The organism is Nocardia sp. JCM 34519.1, assembly GCF_020361265.1.
Lineage (GTDB): Bacteria > Actinomycetota > Actinomycetes > Mycobacteriales > Mycobacteriaceae > Nocardia > Nocardia arthritidis_A.
Genome location: NZ_JAIRBR010000009.1, coordinates 157,467 through 174,419 on the forward strand (window position 1 = coordinate 157,467; position 16,953 = coordinate 174,419).

Sequence of the window (16,953 nt, forward strand, 5' to 3'; positions counted from 1 at the left end):
ACCCGCGCTCGCCGGTGAAGTCAAGCGATTCTTACTGTCGCGAAGGAGTTTTCGCGCTCAGGGTGCGATCTCCGCGAAACCGACGGGCAGCGCGGCCGGACCGCGCAGGGTGACGTGGTCGCGGTAGGGCGGCGGGTCCAGCAGCAGGCGTGGTTGGCGAACCCGTAATGCGAAGCGCGTCAACGCGACTCGCGCCTCCAATCGCGCGAGCGGCGCCCCGAGGCAGAAGTGTGCCCCCGCACCGAAGGCCAGATGCCGGATGTCGCGCCGTGGGTCGAAATGGTCCGGGTCCGGATTCAGTCGCGGATCGCGCTGTGCGGCGGCGAGCAGCATGATCATGACCTCGCCGCGGCGCACCGGGAAATCGCCGATCCGCAGGTCCGCCGCGGCGATTCGCGGGGCGAGCTGTACCGGCGGGTCGTAGCGCAGCGTCTCCTCCACCACGGCGGCGGCGAGAGCCGGGTCGGCGCGCAACGCGGCGAGTTGTTCGGGGTTGCGCAGCAGCGCGAGCACCGCGTTGCCGATCAGGTTGACCGTCGTCTCGTGCCCGGCGATGAGCAAAAGCCCACAGGTGCTTATCAATTCGTCGTGGCTGAGCTTGTCGCCGGCCTCCTCGGCGGCGATGAGTTCGGACAGCAGGTCCGGCCCGGGGTCCGCGCGCCTGCGAACCGTCAATTCCTCGAAATATTCGTACAATTCGTCGCTCGCCTGGTCGACGGCCGCGGGATCGGCGGCGAATTCGGCGGTGGAGCGCGATGCCGGATCCAGTTTGCGCGACATGAGCGCCGACCAGCGACCCAGCCGCGCCTCGTCTTCCAATGGGACACCGAGCAATTCGCAGATGACGGTGACCGGCAGCGGATAGGCCAGCTCGGCGACGACGTCGAATTCGGTTCCGGAGACCCGATCGAGTATGCCGTCCACCAGCGCCGTGATCCTCGGTTCCATGGTCTGCACGACGCGCGGGGTGAACGCCTTCGCGACCAGCCGCCGCAGCCGGGTGTGGTCGGGCGGATCGCGGAACAGGAAGGCGGGTCCGCGTTCGTCGTCGCCGGTGCGGGGGTCCGGGAACTGCGACAGTTCGAAGGCGCTGAGCCTGCGGTCGACGCGGGCATCCGGATGCCGCAGCACCGTCGCGCAGTCCGCGTACCCCGGAAAGACGACGACGGGCGCGGAACCGAGCCGGAACGGTCCGGCCGCACGCATCCGCGCGAGCAGCGGGTACGGATCGGGCCGGTTGGCCGGGTCGATGAGGCTCAGGTAGTCGGCGATGCCGATCGGCTCGTCCGTCGTGGTCATCACGATCCTCCAGAAATGCTACATATACTGTAGCTACAGTCCTTGTAGCATCCTGGAATGGGCCACCCGCTGTCAAGAGCCCCGAGAAGACCTTCCACACAGAACAGAGAACCAGCGATGACCGAACCGGCGACCCGGCGCAATCGCACCTACGCGCCGCGCATGGCCCCCGAGCAGCGGCGCGCCCAACTACTCGACGCGGCGCTGCGGATCATCGTCGAACAGGGCATCCACAAGGTCTCGATGGATGCGGTGGCGCGCTCGGCCGGTGTCACCCGGCCGGTGGTGTACAGCCAGTTCGCCGACACCGACGACCTACTGCGCAGCTCGCTCGAGCGGGAGGAACAACTTGCCCGCCGACAACTTTCCGATATCGTGCCGCTGCGCCCGACCGGCGACCCGGCCGCCGACGCACTGCGCTACCTGGCGGGATTCCTGCGCGCGGTCACCGAGGCCCCGGACCGCTGGCGAGCCGCCTTCGTACTGGTGGACAGCGCGACACCGTACTTCCGCCGCCGGATGGAGCATTGGCGACGCGAACTCGTCACCGCGTTGGAGGATTTCGTCCGCGCCTCGACCGCCGACCTCGACGTCGCGATGACCGCCCGCGCCATCGACGCGCTCGTCTGGAACGCCGGACGCCTCACTCTCGCCGAACCCGGCGAGTTCCCGCCCGAGCGTGTCATCGCCTACTACACCGACCTGGTGCGCACCCACTTCGACCGGCGCTGACCTCGAGATTCCTGTCGGTGGGCGGCGTTACAGTCCCGCCATGCATCCTGCCACCGCAGCCATCGCCGAAATCGTGTGTGGGATCGAACCGTTCGACGCGCTCGAATGCGAACACATCGCCCGAACGCTGCGCTGGCTGGATGCGACCGATGATGTCTTCCGCCGCGCGAAACCCGCGACTCCGCCGCGACATCTGGTCACCTACGCGGTGCTCGTCGACCCGGACGGCCGGGCAGTCCTGCTCGGCCTGCACCGACTGGCCGGGCTGTGGCTGCCGACCGGCGGCCATGTCGAGCCCGGTGAACATCCGCTCGCGGCGGCCCGCCGGGAGACGCTGGAGGAGTTGGGCATCGAGCCCGACTTCGGCGTCGTCGGCACCGCACCGCTGTTCCTGACGATCACCACCACGGTCGGAATCGACGCCGGGCACGAGGACGTGAGCCTCTGGTACGTCGTCCGCGGCGACCGCACCCGCGAATATCGGCTGGATCCAAGAGAATTCGACGACGGCAGGTGGTGGGATATCGACCGGTTCGCCGTCCCGGAATCCGATCCGCATTTCGGGCGTTTCCTAGGCAAACTGGAGGCCGCGATCTTGCCTTGACGCCGGTGACAACGTTTACCGTTGCGGCCGACGCATCGAAGGAGGTCGCATGCTCATCGGCGAACTGGCCGAGCGGGTCGGCACCAGCACCCGCACCCTGCGGTATTACGAACAGCACGGTCTGGTGCGGGCGCGCCGCTCGGCCAACGGTTACCGGATCTACGACGAGACGGAACTACCGGTGGTACACGAGATCCGGACGCTGCTCGCCGCCGGATTCGATCTCGCCGAGATCCAGCCGTTCGTCGCCTGCCTGCGCGCGACCGCGATGCCGGAACAAGCGACTCCGGATAGCGACGACATCAGCGCCGAATGCGCGGATTCGCGGGAGGCCCTGCGCCGCAAGCTGGATCAGGTCGACGCGACGATGGGCCAGCTCGCCGCGCTGCGCGAACAACTGCTCGACCGGCTGCGCACCGCCGCACCGAAATGCGAATTCCGTTGACCGACATGCGTTTCGCCATCAGCTATAGTTCGCCGTTCCACGGCGTGGATCCGGACCGGCTCATCGCGGTCGCACGGCACGCCGAGCGGTGCGGATTCGAGGGGCTGTACCTGCCCGATCATCTCGCGCTCTATCCGGGAGCGATGTTCGGCGCAGTGGAATTACCCGCCCAGCTCCCCTATCTGGAACCGCTCGACGCGCTGAGCTTCGTCGCCGCGGCCACCGAACGAATCCTGCTCGGCACGGGCGTACTCCTACTGCCGCACCGCAACCCGGTCGAACTCGCGAAGCGGCTGGCGACCATCGACGTGCTGTCCAAGGGCCGCATGCGCCTGCTCACCGTCGGGGTCGGCGCGCTGCCTGGCGAAGCGCGGGCGGCCGGTATCGATTTCGGCAGCCGGGGCAGGCGCGCCGACGAGGCCATCGATGTGCTGCGGCTGCTGTGGTCCGGCGACGCGGACGGCGTGAGCTTCCATGGCGAGTTCTTCGACTTCGAGAACCTGTGCAGCTTCCCGAAACCGCTGGGCCGGTTGCCGATTCACATCGGCGGCGGCAGTCGAGCCGCCGCCCGCCGGGCCGGGCGGCGCGGCGACGGTTATTTCGCGGGCGGCATGCCCGCCCCGGCCGAACGGACCACCCAACTGGAGCTGATGCGACACGAGGCGGCCGCCGCCGGGCGCGATCCGGCCGCACTGGAATACACCCGCTGGGGTTCGCTCGATATGCCTGCCGAACGGGTGGCAGGTCTGGCCGCCCAGGGCGTCACCCGGATCGTGATCCCGGTACCAGCGGACGACCTCACCGAACTATTCGACGAAATGACCGAATTCGCCGCACGTTTCGAGCTATCGGCTGAATAGTCTCGCGCCGAGTCAGCAGCGGATCCCACTCGAGTCGCCGGACCGGCGCGATCTCCGGCAGTATCGAGCCATGGAGACGCTGGGATCGCAGACGATGTACACGAATCCGTGGATTTCGGTGCGCGAGGATGTGGTGCGCCGGGCCGACGATTCGACCGGGATATACGGCGTGGTCGATCTCCCCGACTTCGCCATGATCATCCCATTGCGGGACAACATGTTTCATCTCGTCGAACAGTTCAGATATCCGCTCGGGCTGCGGCGCTGGGAGTTTCCGGCGGGTTCCTGCCCCGCCGACGACCCGGTCACCGCGGCGCACACCGAATTGCGCGAGGAGACGGGGTTGCGCGCCGGGCGACTCATCCACCTGGGCACGGTGGACAGCGCGCCGAGTATGAGCAGCCAGCGCGGCTGGATCTACCTGGCCACCGAACTCACCGACGGCGCACCCGAACGCGAACACTCCGAACAGGACATGCGCTCGGCCTGGTTCCCACGGGAGACCGTCGAGGCGATGCTGACCGACGGCGAGATCACCGACTCGCACACCGTCGCCGCCTACACCCTCCTGCTGCTGCACGAACGCCGCAACGACTGAGCCGATCCGAGCATGTACGGCGGCCAGCGCGCGTCACCGAGCCCACCGGCTCAGAACTCCAGCACCATCTCGAATTCCGGGCGCGGATTCACGGGCGAGATAATGGATCGCACCCCCGTACGCGCGAATCCATTTCGCAAATAAAGCTTTTCGGCGACAACGTTCCCCTCCGCAACCTCCAACCACACCCTGCGATATCCCGCTCCCCTGGCCCAGTCGAGCAGCGCGCGCACCAGGACGTCACCGACACCGGTCCCCCGCGCCCCGGGCGCTACCCACATCGAAATCAGGTGTGCTCCATCGCGTTCCGGATCGGCCAGGCCGCCGATCGTGCCGACCTCGACACCGTCGACGGTCGCGACGAACTGGACGCGCCCGGCCAGCAGCGCCCGCCACACCGCTTCGGTACGCCCCTGCGCCTCGGCCAGCGTCGCACCGAAGGCGTGTGGCGCGTCGGTGAGGGACAGCAGCCGTAACCGGCGGAAGGTCGCCCACTCGTCCGGGCCGAGCCGCCTGATGCCGATCTCCGAACTGTCCACCGCACCTCGCTCTCGGAATACTGGATCGTACGACGGCTCCAAGCAAGTGCACCAACGGTTTTCAACGCACCCGGATCAGGCGGGCCCCGATGGCCGGATGCGCGTGTTCTGGAACGAGGTGAACAGCCAGCTGCCATCCGCCTTTACGGCGGTCCTCGTCTGGATCGAAAGGTCTTCCGGGCGGCAGGTTTCGACGCCGTCGCGCAACACGCAGAGGCCGTTGGTCACCATGATCGCGAGATCGGGCGCCGGAAAGCGGATTGTCACCTCGCGCGGTTCCGACCAGCGGGTGCCCTTCATGAAGCCATCGAAGCCTTCCTGCATCACCTTTGCGAGTTCGCTTCGGCCCCTGATGAATTCGCCGATAACTGAGACGAAGTCGGCATCCTCGGTGCAGGTGGCGGCGAAGGCGGCTCCGTCACCCGCCGCCCATGCCGCCGCCTGAGCCCGCTCCAGGGCGAGCAGCGCCGCGCGATCACCGGATTCGATCATGTTGTCGTACATCATGTTTCGAGCTTCCAGATGATCAATCGCGCAGCTTGCGCAGACCGGTGTACTCGAGGGCGGCGAAGGCGCCGACGACGGCGGCCCCGACCCAGCAGAAGGCGACGCCGAGACCGGTCAGGTCGATGAGGCCCGAGTACGCGAGTGCCACCATGCCGACCGCGGAGGCCGCGTTCACCACGACGACCGTGGCCGCCTGCCGCACCGCGATCACCGGGTAACCGGCGATGAGCAGCAGCGCCAAACCGCCGCCGACCATGGCGACGCCGAACGGAATCGACCACCCCGTCGGCAGCCCGAGCGGATCACGCAGCGCGACCGCCCCAGCCAGCAGCACCACGCCGAACGCGCCGGTGCCCCAGCCGTCCGTCCGCAGCGCCATGCGCAGAAAACCCTGTTCGGCGCGGATAGCCAACGGCTGGGCCTGCATCGTCGATGTGCTCATCTAGGTTCCATACCTTTCTCGGCGGGAGTTCGAGCTTGTCGGCCGTGGGCGTCGAAATCACCCAGAACTCTCCTTCGGCCGGGTTGGCCTGAAAGATCAGCCGCCCGTTATCCACCCTGCCGCCGTGCGGTATGCGTCTCAATAACCTCTGAGGTCATGGCCGGGCATCGTTGCCGGCGATTAGCCTGATCAGGTGGCATCCATGCAGAACCCGTCGCGAATCGGCCCGCTGCTGCGCGAGTGGCGGCAGCGGCGCAGGCTGAGCCAACTGGATCTGGCGCTGTCGGCGGACACCTCGGCGCGGCATCTGTCCTATGTGGAGACCGGCCGGGCCAAACCGAGTCGAGCGATGGTGCTCCGGCTGTCCGAGGCGCTGGATGTGCCGCTGCGCGAACGCAATACGCTGTTGCTGGCGGCCGACTACGCACCCGCCTACCGCGAATCCGGTTTGGGTGACGCGGGTCTGGCCGCCGCCCGGCGCGCGCTGGACACCATGCTGGCCGCGCACGAACCGTATCCGGCGGTGGTCGTCGACCGGCGGTGGGACGTGCACCTCGGCAACTCCGCGATGTCCGTACTGATGCAAGGCATTCCGGAGCACCTGCTGCTGCCGCGGCCGAATGTCTATCGGCTGGTGTTGCATCCGGAGGGTCTGTCGCGCAGCCTCGCCAATCCGGTTCAGGTGCGAGAGTTGTTCCTGGAGCGACTGACCCGGCAGGCCGATGCCACCGGCGATCCGGAACTGCGCGCGCTGCTCGACGAGGTGTCCGCGTATCCCCTCCCGCCGGATGGCCCGGAAGACGCCGACGCGCAACCGAGTCCGTTCGAGGTGCCGGTGCGCATCCGGACGCCGCACGGTGAGCTGTCCATGTTCAGCGTGATGGCCACCTTCGGCGCACCCGCCGATGTCACCCTCTCCGAGCTGGCGATCGAATTGTTCTATCCCCTGGACGAATTCACCGCCGCCGCCCTGCGCGGGCTGGCGGCGGCGAATACTGCGGCAGGGTGATCATCCACCCGGACAACGGTTTTCGTCAGATCGGCTGGAATCCGGCGCCGACCTCCCCGCGCGCATCGATATCACCCAGGATCTGGTCGATCGAGGCGAAGAAGGCGGGCGAGTGGTACGGGATGGCGGCGATGGTGCACGGCACGTCGAAGCCGATCGGGCCGAGCCCGGTCAGCCTGCCCTGGTTCATGCCGACGAGGCGGTCGCCGACGGTGACCGGACCACCGGAATCGCCGGGCCGTGAACATGCCTGGTTGATCGTGGTGCCGTCGAGCACACCCCACACCACACCGCAGCCGAAACCGCTGCTGCGCCCGTTGGCGCAGACGGTGCCGCCGAATCCGGGCGCGGCGCCGATGCCGTCGATGGTGGTCGGGCCGACGGTGCGCACCGGGATCACCCGGTCCGGATCGAATTCGATGACGGCGTAGTCGATTCCGTCGCCGTTATCGGAGTAGACCACCCGGCCGACCACCCCGGCCTCCCTGGTCCGCTCGGCGATCAGGTTCGCGCCGACGGGTGCGCAGTGGCCCGCCGTCAGCCCGACCAGCCTGCCGGCCCTGTCGTGGCCGATCGTGGTGAGCGAGCAGGCGGCGTCCGTGTCGAAGATGATGCCGGAGCTGCCGCCGAGCACAGCGCTCGGATCGGCCTGTGCGGCCCCGGCGCCCGCCACGGCCAGACCCGCGAAGGATGCGGTCACCGCGGTGACCCACCTGAATGTCCTAGCCACAACTTCTCCTTATGACGGTCCCCCCGAATCGCGCGGCTATCTCCTGCAAGATCAAAGATAGGCGCGGTCGCGGAATAGCGGCAGGTGAAAGTCCGGGAACGCGGAACCAGCTAGTGTTCAGTTATCACAGCTTCGGGTCGCGCCACACGGCTCTATAGGTACGAGGTGTCGTTGACCGATCGCACCGACGACCCACCATCCGGATAGAACTCCGCGATGGATAGCGACGCCAGATCCAGATGCAGACGGTACAGCAGCGCGGGCCCGACTCCCAGTGCCAGCTGCAACAACGTTTTGATCGGCGTGACGTGGCTCACCACAACGACATTCGCGCCCGGGTGCAGCGCGACCAGATCGCGGCGCACCGCCTCCACCCGCTCGCGGACCGCGTCGAAACTTTCGCCGCCCGGCGCGGCCACGGCGGGATCGCCGAGCCAGCGCGCATGCAACTCCGGATCCCGTTGCGCCGCCTCGGAAAAGGTCAACCCTTCCCATTCGCCGAAGTCGGTTTCGATCAGGCCGTCCACCACCCGCACCGGCAGGTCGAGCGCCGCGCCCGCCGCCTCGGCGGTCGCCACGGCCCGGTCCAGCGGCGACGATACGATCGCGGCGATATCCCCTTTCGCCGCAAGCATTTTCGCGGCACGCACGGCCTGTTCCCGGCCCAGCTCGGTGAGCGGGGGATTGCCGCGGCCGGAATACCGGCGCTGAATGGACAATTCGGTCTGGCCGTGGCGCAGCAGTAGCAATCGGGTCGGCCGCCCAGTCGCGCCGGTCCAACCCGGTGCGGCGGCCGGTTCCCTTGCTATGAGCGGGTTTTCGGCCGGGTCGCGCAGGTCCGCGCCGTTCGCCGCGCGCACCTCGTCGACCAGCGACGCGTCATCCATCGCCATATTCGCCAGTCGGTCGGCGTGCGAATTCTGTTCGCGCGGAATCCAGGTGAACGTCACGCGGTCGAATCCGGCGGCCAGCGCCCTTGCCTGCTCGGCCAGCGGAATCATGGCCGCATGCTTGACCTTCCAGCGCCCCGACATCTGCTCGATCACCAGTTTGGAATCCATCCGCACCGCGACCGTGCGGGCGCCCAACTCGGCCGCGGCCGCCAAACCCGCGATCAGGCCCCGGTATTCGGCGACATTGTTGGTCGTGACGCCCAGGCTCTCCCGGCGCTCGGCGAGCACCCGCACATGGTCGGCGTCATAGACCACCGCACCGTAGCCCGCCGGCCCGGGATTACCCCGCGAACCGCCATCGGCCTCGACGATCACCGACAGTTCTGTCACAGACCGGATTCCTTGGTGCGCACCATGATCGCACCGCATTCGGGGCAGCGCACGATCACATCGGGCGCCGTCTTGGCGATCCGGGCGAGCTCGCCGCGGTCCAATTCGATCCGGCAGGCGCCGCATTTACGCGCCTGCAGCAGCGCGGCGCCGACACCGTGCTGGGCCCGCTGCTTGTCGTACACGGCGAGCAGTTCGGCCGGGAACAGCCCGATCAGGCCGGTCCGCTCGCCGTCGCAACGGCCCTGCGCCACTTCGAGATCCGCGAGCGCCTCATCGCGTCGGCGTTCCGCGTCGGCCAGATCGGCCTCGGCTTTGCTGAGCCGGGCGCCCGCGTGCTCGTGATCGGCGGCCGACGCCTCGCGCCGCTCCATCACCTCGAGCAGTTCGTCCTCCAGCACCGAGCGGCGCCGCTCCAGGCTGCCGAGCTCGTGTTGGATATCCGAATACTGTTTGGCGCCAACCGATCCCGCGTCGAGCAGGCCACGGTCGCGCTGCTCGCGCTTGCGCACCGCGTCCACCTCGCCCTCCAGCTTGCGGATATCGCGGTCCAGGTCGTCGAGCACGATCTCCACCGCGACCGCGGCGTCCTTCTGCGCATTGCGCTCGGCTTCCAGCCGCGCCACCTCCTGCTGCTCGGGCAGCACGGCGCGCCGGTGCGCGATCCGCGTCAGTTCGGCGTCGACGGCGGCGAGCTGGAGCAGCTTGGCCTGGACGGATGGTTCGACATTCAACGCGGACAAACTCCTGCACGCTATGGACGGGTCGGGTCCTCAACCGTACCTCGCGCACCGACCTGTTCGGCTCCTGGCCACCCGGCACGGGTGGTAGTTAATTTCCGGCACCCATAATTTCAATGGCCGTCATCGCGCTCAACAGTCGACACTGCGCTCAATGGCCGGAACTCCGGTCAACGGCCGACACCACGCGTTGCTCAATGACCAGCACTGCGTGTTTTGATCGCATCGCGCGAGATATAGACGTCGTAGTCGCCCGGCATCGAGATCACCGCATTGCCGTACGCCGAGCGGACGAACGGATCGGTCCACCACTTGCCGGACCGCATATCGCTGAAGAAATCCTGGTCGTCACCGTTCAGGAAGATCTGGTGCTGGCTGGTGGCCACCCCGTCCAGCCGCTGGCCGTACAGCCGCGACACCTTGTATCCGGAGTGGAAACCCAGCGCGTTCACCCACGGCTCCAATTCGACGATATTGGCCTGCAGCACCCACAGATCGCCCTCGACCTGATAGGTCTTGCGCTGCTCCGGATGCTCGTCGTCGCCATACAGGGTGAGGTCTATCTTCAGCTGGTGATCCTGGCCGGGCACCGCGCTCGCCACCACGTGCGCGGCCTTGATCTCGCCGGTCAGACCGAGATAGGTCTGCATCAGCGTGGCCACCCACAGCAGCACCACCGCGGTGAGCAGCAGCACCAGCCCGCTCGCGCCGCGTCCGATGAGCACCCGCAGCCCGACCTTGCGCACCCGCAGGATCGCCGTCACCAGCAGCGCGAGCCCGACCACGATGATGAGAATCAGGCCGACTTGCACGAACCCGAATTCCACCGGGAAATTCATGCGGTAGTTGTACCCCGGTACGCCGCCATCACTCGGCAGACCCGCCAGATCGGATCCGAACACGCCAAGACACGCCGCCCGCTACCTTTCCGCCCCTACCACCCACCGATCGGTGCACAAGGTCGAGACGCGCGTCCCAACCTCCGGATAGTGGCATTACGGACCACGCTCTGTGCCTATGCGCACCAAGGGAATTCGGTGGGCTCACCCGGGCGGGGCCGCGGCATCAACCCTTCGCCCCGATTGTCCATGGATCAGTACGCACACTCGACACGCCCATTTCCAACTCCGCGATAGCATCGCGGACCCCCTCTGCGCCAGAGCACCCAAGGAAACTCAGCGACCTCACCCGGCCGGGCCGCGGCGTCAGCTCTACGCCCGACCATCCACGGAGCAGTACGCACGCTCGAAACACGCGTCTCCAACTCCGGCAGCGTATTACGGACCACTGCTGTATCCGCGCACACCAGGAAACTCGGGGGCTCGCCCGGCCGCCGCGGCGTCAGCTCTTCGCCCCGACCGTCCACGGATCGGTACGCGCGCTCGAAACGCGCGTCTCCAACTCTGGGAGCGCATTGCGGACAATGCTCTGCGCCTGGGCGCACCAGGGGAATTCAGTAGCCCAGTGGGCGGCGTCGATCAGGGCGGGGCCGCCCCGTCGAAGCTGTTCGTCGACCGGGTGGTGGCGCAGGTCCGCGGTGACGTACGCGTCGACGCCGAGGCGCGCGACGGTGTCGAGATAGGAATCACCGGCACCGCCGCACACCGCGACCGTGTAGACGGTGCGGTCCGGGTCGCCCGCGGCGCGCACGCCCCATACGGTGGGCGGCAGCGCGGCCGCGACGCGTTCGGTGAAGGCGCGCAACGATTCCGGCTCCGGCAGGTTGCCCACTCGGCCGATGCCGACCGGCGCGGGTAGTAGCGCGCGTTCGCTGATGTGGTAGGCCGGAGATTCGTACGGGTGCGCCGCGCGCAGGGCGGCGAGCACGGCCGCGCGCACCGAGGGCGGCGCGACCACCTCCAGGCGCTCCTCGTCCACCCGCTGCAGGTCGCCGTGCGAGCCGATCGCCGGATTCGCCTCGGCCATCGGCCGGAACTGCCCGACCGCGGGCACCCGCAGCGCACAGTCCCGATAGTCGCCGCTGCCGCCCGCACCGGCGGCGAACATGGCCGCCAGCACCGCATCGCTGTGCGAGCTGGGTACCTGGACGACCCAATTGTCAATGGGCGCTTCGGGTTTCGCATCGATCGGGCCGGTGACGGTGAGCCCGAGCGCCCCGGCCAGCGCATCCGAGACCCCCGGATCGGCGGAATCGGCGTTCGTGTGCGCGGTGAACAGCGCGCAGCCCGCGCGGATGAGCCGGTGCAGCAGCGCACCCTTCGGCGTATCGGCGGCCACGGTGTCGACGCCGCGCAGCAGCAGCGGATGATGCACCACCAGCGCCTGCGCGCCCCACGCGACCGCCTCGTCCACCACGCCCGCAGTGGCGTCGACCGCGAACAGCACGCGGGTCACCTCCTCCGCCGGATCGCCGCACACCAGGCCGACGGAATCCCAGGATTCGGCCAGCCACGGCGGGTAGGCCGCGTCGAGTACGCCGATGAGCTCGGCCAACGTCGTCACCGCTCAGCCTCCTTCGTTCATTTCGGTCGATAGCTCTGATCGACAGCAACATCCGCAATCAACGACACCACCCACGTCGACGGCACAGCCTCCGACCGACGACGCCGACAACACCGATAGCACAGCCGTCACAAACCGACCGTCGTGATCGCCGCAATCAACCGGTCCACCGCCTGCGCGTCTCGGACCGCGACGCGCAGATGATTTTGATCCAACCCTGGAAATGTATCCGCCCGCCGCACCGCGATACCGAGGTCGGTCAATCGTTTGCGCAGCAGTTCACCGTCCGGCACCCGCAGTAGGAGGAACGGCCCCTCGGCAGGCGTGTGCACCGTGATACCCAGCCCACGCAGCCGCTCGATCATCGAAGCACGCTCGGCCGCAATGACTTTCGCGGCATATTCGGTCTCGGCGACGGCGGAGGGCGTAGCGGTCGCCGCGATCGCCTCCAATTGCAGTGTGCCGAGCGGCCAGTGCGCCCTGCCGTGTGCGAGCCGGGCGAGCAATTCCGGTGCGCCCAACCAGTATCCGCAACGCAATCCGGCCAACGCCCAGGTCTTGGTCAGGCTGCGCAATACGAGCACATCCGGAAGTGACCGGCGGGCAAGCGATTCCGGCTCCCCGGCCACCGCGTCGGCGAACGCCTCGTCCACCACCAGCACCCGACCCGGTCGGCGTAACGCGAGAATCGTTGCGGCGCAATGCTGTACCGAGGTCGGATTGGTCGGGTTGCCGAGCACCACCAGATCCGCGTCGGCCGGAACCTGAGCGGGATCGAGCAGGTAGGGCGCGTCGAGCAGCACCCGGGTCACCGCAACGCCCGCCTTGCGCAGCGCCAGCTCCGGTTCGGTGAACGAGGGATGGATCACCGCGGCCAGCCGGGGCGCCAGCCGCGGCAGCATCGCGAAACCCTCGGCCGCACCGGCGAGCAGCAGCACCTGCTCCGGCGTCCGGCCGTGCCTGGCCGCCACCGCCGTCCGCGCCGCGAGTTCCTCCGCGGCGTCGGGATACCGCCCCAGCTCGTCCAACCGGGCCGCGAGCCGGGCGCGCAACCAGTCCGGCGGCGCGGCGCCGCGCACGTTCACCGCGAAATCGAGCAGTCCCGGCCGGGCCGCGATATCGCCGTGATAGCGCAGCTTCGCGTGGTCGGCGCTGTTCCCTGCCATGACAGCACACCCTACGTGGCGCTGTAGTAGAGGCACCGGCCAGAATGTCTGTCGTGGGTGAGCTGCACGTGTCATTCGTGTGTACCGGCAATATCTGTCGTTCTCCGATGGCAGAGAAAATCTTCGCCGCGCAACTACACCGCGCCGGTCTGGCCGACCGGGTGCGGGTGAGCAGCGCGGGCACCACCGCATGGCATGTGGGCGAAGAGGCCGATCCGCGCACGAATTCGACCCTGCGCGAACACGGTTACCCCACCGGGCACAGTGCGGCGAAACTCGATGCCGACCATCTCAGCGCCGACCTGCTCGTCGCGCTCGACCGCGGGCACGACCGGGATCTGGCCCGGCTCGGCGTCCCGCCGGACCGGCACCGGCTGCTGCGCAGCTTCGATCCGTCCGCCGACGGCCCCGACGTACCCGACCCCTATTACGGCGACCTGACCGATTTCGAGTTGGTGCGCGAACAGATCGAGGCGGCCGTGCCCGGTCTGCTCGCCTGGGTCCGCGCCGCGCTCGGCGACGCCCCCGAGACCACGAAGGGCGGGCACCGCTGATGCTGCGCCGACTCTCCTTCCTGCTGCGCCCCAGCTGGGTGATCCTCGCGATCATCGTGATCGCCTTCGCCTACCTGTGTTTCACCGTGCTCGCGCCGTGGCAGCTGGGCAAGAACACCACCACCTCACACCGCAACCAGCTCATCGCCGATTCGGTGCACGCCGACCCGGTCGACGTGCTGGCCGCCGCCGACGGCAGGGTTCAGGTGCACGAGTGGCAGCGGGTCACCGCCAACGGCGCCTATCTGCCCGATTCCACGGTGCTGGTCCGCCTGCGCCATCTCGACGACAAGCCCGCCTACTCGGTGCTCGGCGCGTTCAAACTCGACGACGGGCGCATCGTGCTCGTCGACCGCGGTCTCGTCGCCGCCGTCAACGGCACCCGCCCGCCGGAGGTCGCCGCCCCGCCCTCGGGTCCGCAACGCATCGAGGGGCGAATCCGGGTGGCGGAGGGCGTGATTCCCGGTAAGGACCCGAGTGTGCAGGACGGGTTCCGCCAGGTGTACTCGATCGACGTCACCCAGGAGATGACGACGCTGCAACTGCCGCTCACCGCGCTCCCCGGCGGTGACCGCGGCGGCTACCTGCAACTCGAATCGGGCCAGCCGGGCGCCTTCACCCCCGACCCGCTCCCCCAACTCGATGCGGGCCCCTACCTCTCCTACGGGTTGCAGTGGCTCGCCTTCGGCATCATGGCACCGCTCGGGCTCGGGTATTTCGTCTATGCGGAGATCCGGGAGCGCCGCAAGGAAAAAGGCGACACGAAGGGCGAATCCGGTTCCGCGTCAACGGAATCCGCGAGTCCGAAGCCGGAACCCGAAGCCCCCGAACCGAAACCGGCACCGACGGCAACCGAAACACGACTGGCCGATCGTTACGGTCGGAAGTAAGTCGCGAACCGCGCACACCAATCGGCTACCCGCGCTGCCTACCACACGCGGGTAGCTGAACCCACGCCGGAACAGCGTCATTCGGATGCGAAACCTGAACGCCGCAAGCCGCCTCCGGCGATCCGTACATCTTCGCGGCGCAATCACCTATCAGCGCATCGATCACTCACTTGTTGATCCGAGCACCTAACGGGCACAACCCGGCTGCCGCCCACAACGCCGCGAAAACAACAGCAGCCACCTGCACCCCCTCCGAAATCAGCACAGCCCGGCGCAGATCCGAAATGCCGGGCGCGGGACCGTCGCCCAGCGTCGGACGCAATTCGGTGCCGTACCGATACTGGGTGCGCCCGCCCAACCGCACGCCGAGCGCACCGGCCATGGCGGCCTCCGCGACACCGGCGTTCGGGCTCGGATGTTTCACCGCGTCGCGCCGCCACGCCCGCAGCGCGTCGGCGGGCCGCCCGCCGATCAGCGGCGCGAGCGCCGCGGTGAGCAGACCGGTGATCCGGGCCGGAATCAGGTTCGCCAGGTCGTCCACCCGCGCGGCGGCCCAACCGAAACGCCGATAGCGTTCGTTGCGGTAGCCGATCATCGCGTCGAGGGTGTTGATCGCGCGGTATGCGAGCAGCCCCGGCACCCCGGCCACCGAACCCCACCACAGCGGCGCGACGGCCGCGTCCGAGGTGTTCTCGGCGACGGATTCCAGTGCGGCCCTGGCCAATCCGTCGGCATCGAGCACGTCGGGATCGCGTCCGCACAGCGACGGCAACAGCGCACGCGCACCGGCCAGGTCGCCCGCTTCGAGCCGGTCGGCCATCGCCCGGCCGGTGTGCGCGAGCGTATGCCCGCCGAGTACGGTCCAGGTGGCCAGCGCGGTGGCCGCGATGCCGCCGCGGCGCAACAGCACACCGAATCCGGCGACCGCGCCGACCGCGATCGCCTCGTGCAGTACGCCGGCCGACCGGCGGTCGGCATAGGTTATGGCTTCGAGTTTGCTTGCCGCCGTGCCGAATCCGGCCACCGGATGCCGGCGCCGCGGATCACCGAAGGCGCGGTCGAGCGCGAAGCCGAGCAGCAGCCCGGCGGCAGTCGAGGTCCCCGTAGACACCGGGCGAGGGTAACGGGTGCCCCTACCCGGCGTCGCGAGTGGTCGGTTGGACGCTCAGAGCGTCATCGGGTCGCCGTAGACGGTGACCGCGTGGTCGGCGGCGGAGGTCTTGATGGTCGCGGTGGCGAAGGAGCGCAGCGTCACCGGCCCCGCGCAGGCGTCGACCTTGATCTCCACCTGCTCGGCCGCGATCGAAGCGCGCTGACCGGCAAGGGGTTTGGTGCCGAAGACGATGGTGGTGATGGCGCCGGGCTTCAGCGTGGTCTGCATGCTCGGGATCACCGCGGCCGAGCCGCCGACGGTCACGCCGGGCGTCCCGCCGACGGTGACGCCGACATTCGGGCCGAACGAGAAGCCGAGGCCGAGTTGCAGGCCGCTCGACACGTCCACCTGACAGCCGAGTTGGTAGCCGAACGCGATATCGCCCGCATCCACCTTGTGCTTGCCGGCGCCGTGGTATTCGGCGATCCCCTTGAGCGAGACGAACCCTTCGCGGGTGGTCGGGGTCGAGGCCAGGTTGGGGTATCGGTCGAGGGTTTCGGCGGTCTTGGTGACGGTGAGGTCCCAGCCGTCATCGGTCCGTGTCGTGCGCGATTTATCGGCGGACGCATCGGCGGCGGCCACACCGGAGCCCATCAGCAATCCGGTCGTTACCAGGGCGGCCAGCCCTGTGGCGGCGATACTTCCTCGGCGAATTCCAGCCAGGTTCATGGGGGTTGTTCTTCTACTTTCCGCTCGCTACGCGCTGATGAACCCAGCTGCGTCCTCAAAGGTGATGGATTAAGTGAAACTTCTCTGGCTATCATTTGGCAACAATTGATAGGCTCGGTGAGCTGCCCAAACCGGGTTTCACCAGGGCGGCATTTCATTCCCCAGCCGCTTATGGCCGGATTTATTAGTCGTACGACCGTTTTGTGATATGCCACACCGATACCTACCGCACCGGTCGAATGTGACCCGGCACACCGAATCTCGGCCGCG

General features: G+C 68.1%; 20 protein-coding genes. 8 read left to right on the forward strand and 12 right to left on the reverse strand.

The features are described from left to right. Positions 1-57 precede the first annotated feature (57 nt). On the reverse strand, positions 58-1,299 hold the full coding sequence (locus tag LGY53_RS22890; protein ID WP_225728737.1) for a cytochrome P450: 1,242 nt from the start codon (positions 1,297-1,299) through the stop codon (positions 58-60). A 117-nt stretch (positions 1,300-1,416) separates the two neighbouring features. Between LGY53_RS22890 and LGY53_RS22895 the strand changes: the two genes are divergently transcribed. The 5 genes from LGY53_RS22895 to LGY53_RS22915 all read left to right on the forward strand — a co-directional run bounded on the left by LGY53_RS22895 (position 1,417) and on the right by LGY53_RS22915 (position 4,538). Next, positions 1,417-2,031, forward strand: a complete 615-nt coding sequence (locus LGY53_RS22895; protein WP_225728738.1) for a TetR/AcrR family transcriptional regulator — start codon at positions 1,417-1,419, stop codon at positions 2,029-2,031. 40 nt (positions 2,032-2,071) lie between these two features. Beyond that, positions 2,072-2,635, forward strand: a complete 564-nt coding sequence (locus LGY53_RS22900) for an NUDIX hydrolase (protein WP_225728739.1) — start codon at positions 2,072-2,074, stop codon at positions 2,633-2,635. A 49-nt stretch (positions 2,636-2,684) separates the two neighbouring features. Continuing rightward, the gene (locus LGY53_RS22905) at positions 2,685-3,080 is read left to right on the forward strand and encodes a MerR family transcriptional regulator (protein WP_225728740.1); all 396 of its coding nucleotides are present in this window, start codon (positions 2,685-2,687) and stop codon (positions 3,078-3,080) included. 5 nt (positions 3,081-3,085) lie between these two features. Further along, entirely contained in the window at positions 3,086-3,940 is an 855-nt protein-coding gene (locus LGY53_RS22910; protein WP_225728741.1) for a TIGR03619 family F420-dependent LLM class oxidoreductase, read from the forward strand. Between the two features lie 70 nt (positions 3,941-4,010). After that, the gene (locus LGY53_RS22915) at positions 4,011-4,538 is read left to right on the forward strand and encodes an NUDIX hydrolase (protein WP_225728742.1); all 528 of its coding nucleotides are present in this window, start codon (positions 4,011-4,013) and stop codon (positions 4,536-4,538) included. 50 nt (positions 4,539-4,588) lie between these two features. Here LGY53_RS22915 and LGY53_RS22920 read toward each other — a convergent pair whose 3' ends face one another. The 3 genes from LGY53_RS22920 to LGY53_RS22930 form a co-directional block, all read right to left on the reverse strand. Next, entirely contained in the window at positions 4,589-5,077 is a 489-nt protein-coding gene (locus LGY53_RS22920; protein ID WP_225728743.1) for a GNAT family N-acetyltransferase, read from the reverse strand. 75 nt (positions 5,078-5,152) lie between these two features. Next, positions 5,153-5,569, reverse strand: a complete 417-nt coding sequence (locus LGY53_RS22925; RefSeq protein ID WP_225728744.1) for an SgcJ/EcaC family oxidoreductase — start codon at positions 5,567-5,569, stop codon at positions 5,153-5,155. Positions 5,570-5,603: 34 nt separating this feature from the next. Then, positions 5,604-6,026, reverse strand: coding sequence for a hypothetical protein (locus LGY53_RS22930; RefSeq protein WP_225728745.1), 423 nt, complete (start codon positions 6,024-6,026; stop codon positions 5,604-5,606). 202 nt (positions 6,027-6,228) lie between these two features. Here LGY53_RS22930 and LGY53_RS22935 point away from each other — a divergent pair, with 202 nt between their 5' ends. Next, on the forward strand, positions 6,229-7,035 hold the full coding sequence (locus LGY53_RS22935; protein WP_225728894.1) for a helix-turn-helix domain-containing protein: 807 nt from the start codon (positions 6,229-6,231) through the stop codon (positions 7,033-7,035). A 25-nt stretch (positions 7,036-7,060) separates the two neighbouring features. Here LGY53_RS22935 and LGY53_RS22940 read toward each other — a convergent pair whose 3' ends face one another. The 6 genes from LGY53_RS22940 to cobC form a co-directional block, all read right to left on the reverse strand. Next, complete coding sequence (locus LGY53_RS22940; RefSeq protein WP_225728746.1) at positions 7,061-7,765, reverse strand: S1 family peptidase; 705 nt, start codon at positions 7,763-7,765, stop codon at positions 7,061-7,063. A gap of 152 nt (positions 7,766-7,917) precedes the next feature. Continuing rightward, complete coding sequence (locus tag LGY53_RS22945) at positions 7,918-9,087, reverse strand: bifunctional RNase H/acid phosphatase (RefSeq protein ID WP_255663945.1); 1,170 nt, start codon at positions 9,085-9,087, stop codon at positions 7,918-7,920. Continuing rightward, positions 9,045-9,782: a zinc ribbon domain-containing protein gene (locus LGY53_RS22950; RefSeq protein ID WP_225728895.1), complete on the reverse strand. Its 738-nt coding sequence runs from the start codon at positions 9,780-9,782 to the stop codon at positions 9,045-9,047. Before LGY53_RS22950 ends, LGY53_RS22945 begins: the two co-directional genes overlap by 43 nt. 200 nt (positions 9,783-9,982) lie before the next feature. Beyond that, positions 9,983-10,627 carry a hypothetical protein gene (locus LGY53_RS22955; RefSeq protein ID WP_225728748.1) on the reverse strand — a complete coding sequence of 215 codons (645 nt, stop codon included), beginning with the start codon at positions 10,625-10,627 and terminating at the stop codon, positions 9,983-9,985. Between the two features lie 502 nt (positions 10,628-11,129). Then, on the reverse strand, positions 11,130-12,251 hold the full coding sequence (locus LGY53_RS22960) for a Nif3-like dinuclear metal center hexameric protein (protein ID WP_225728749.1): 1,122 nt from the start codon (positions 12,249-12,251) through the stop codon (positions 11,130-11,132). Positions 12,252-12,379: 128 nt separating this feature from the next. Then, positions 12,380-13,492, reverse strand: coding sequence for an Rv2231c family pyridoxal phosphate-dependent protein CobC (gene cobC / locus LGY53_RS22965; RefSeq protein WP_255663944.1), 1,113 nt, complete (start codon positions 13,490-13,492; stop codon positions 12,380-12,382). On the opposite strand from cobC, the gene LGY53_RS22970 reads away from it, so the two are divergent. Continuing rightward, on the forward strand, positions 13,462-13,971 hold the full coding sequence (locus LGY53_RS22970; RefSeq protein ID WP_225728751.1) for a low molecular weight protein-tyrosine-phosphatase: 510 nt from the start codon (positions 13,462-13,464) through the stop codon (positions 13,969-13,971). The two genes, cobC and LGY53_RS22970, sit on opposite strands and share 31 nt — an antisense overlap. Before the next feature lie 2 nt (positions 13,972-13,973). Further along, positions 13,974-14,861 (forward strand): SURF1 family protein, encoded by an 888-nt coding sequence (locus tag LGY53_RS22975; RefSeq protein WP_225728896.1) that lies wholly within the window; start codon positions 13,974-13,976, stop codon positions 14,859-14,861. Positions 14,862-15,027: 166 nt separating this feature from the next. Here LGY53_RS22975 and LGY53_RS22980 read toward each other — a convergent pair whose 3' ends face one another. Further along, entirely contained in the window at positions 15,028-15,972 is a 945-nt protein-coding gene (locus LGY53_RS22980) for a cobalamin biosynthesis protein (protein ID WP_225728752.1), read from the reverse strand. A gap of 54 nt (positions 15,973-16,026) precedes the next feature. After that, positions 16,027-16,683: an MspA family porin gene (locus LGY53_RS22985; RefSeq protein ID WP_225728753.1), complete on the reverse strand. Its 657-nt coding sequence runs from the start codon at positions 16,681-16,683 to the stop codon at positions 16,027-16,029. Positions 16,684-16,953: the final 270 nt, after the last annotated feature.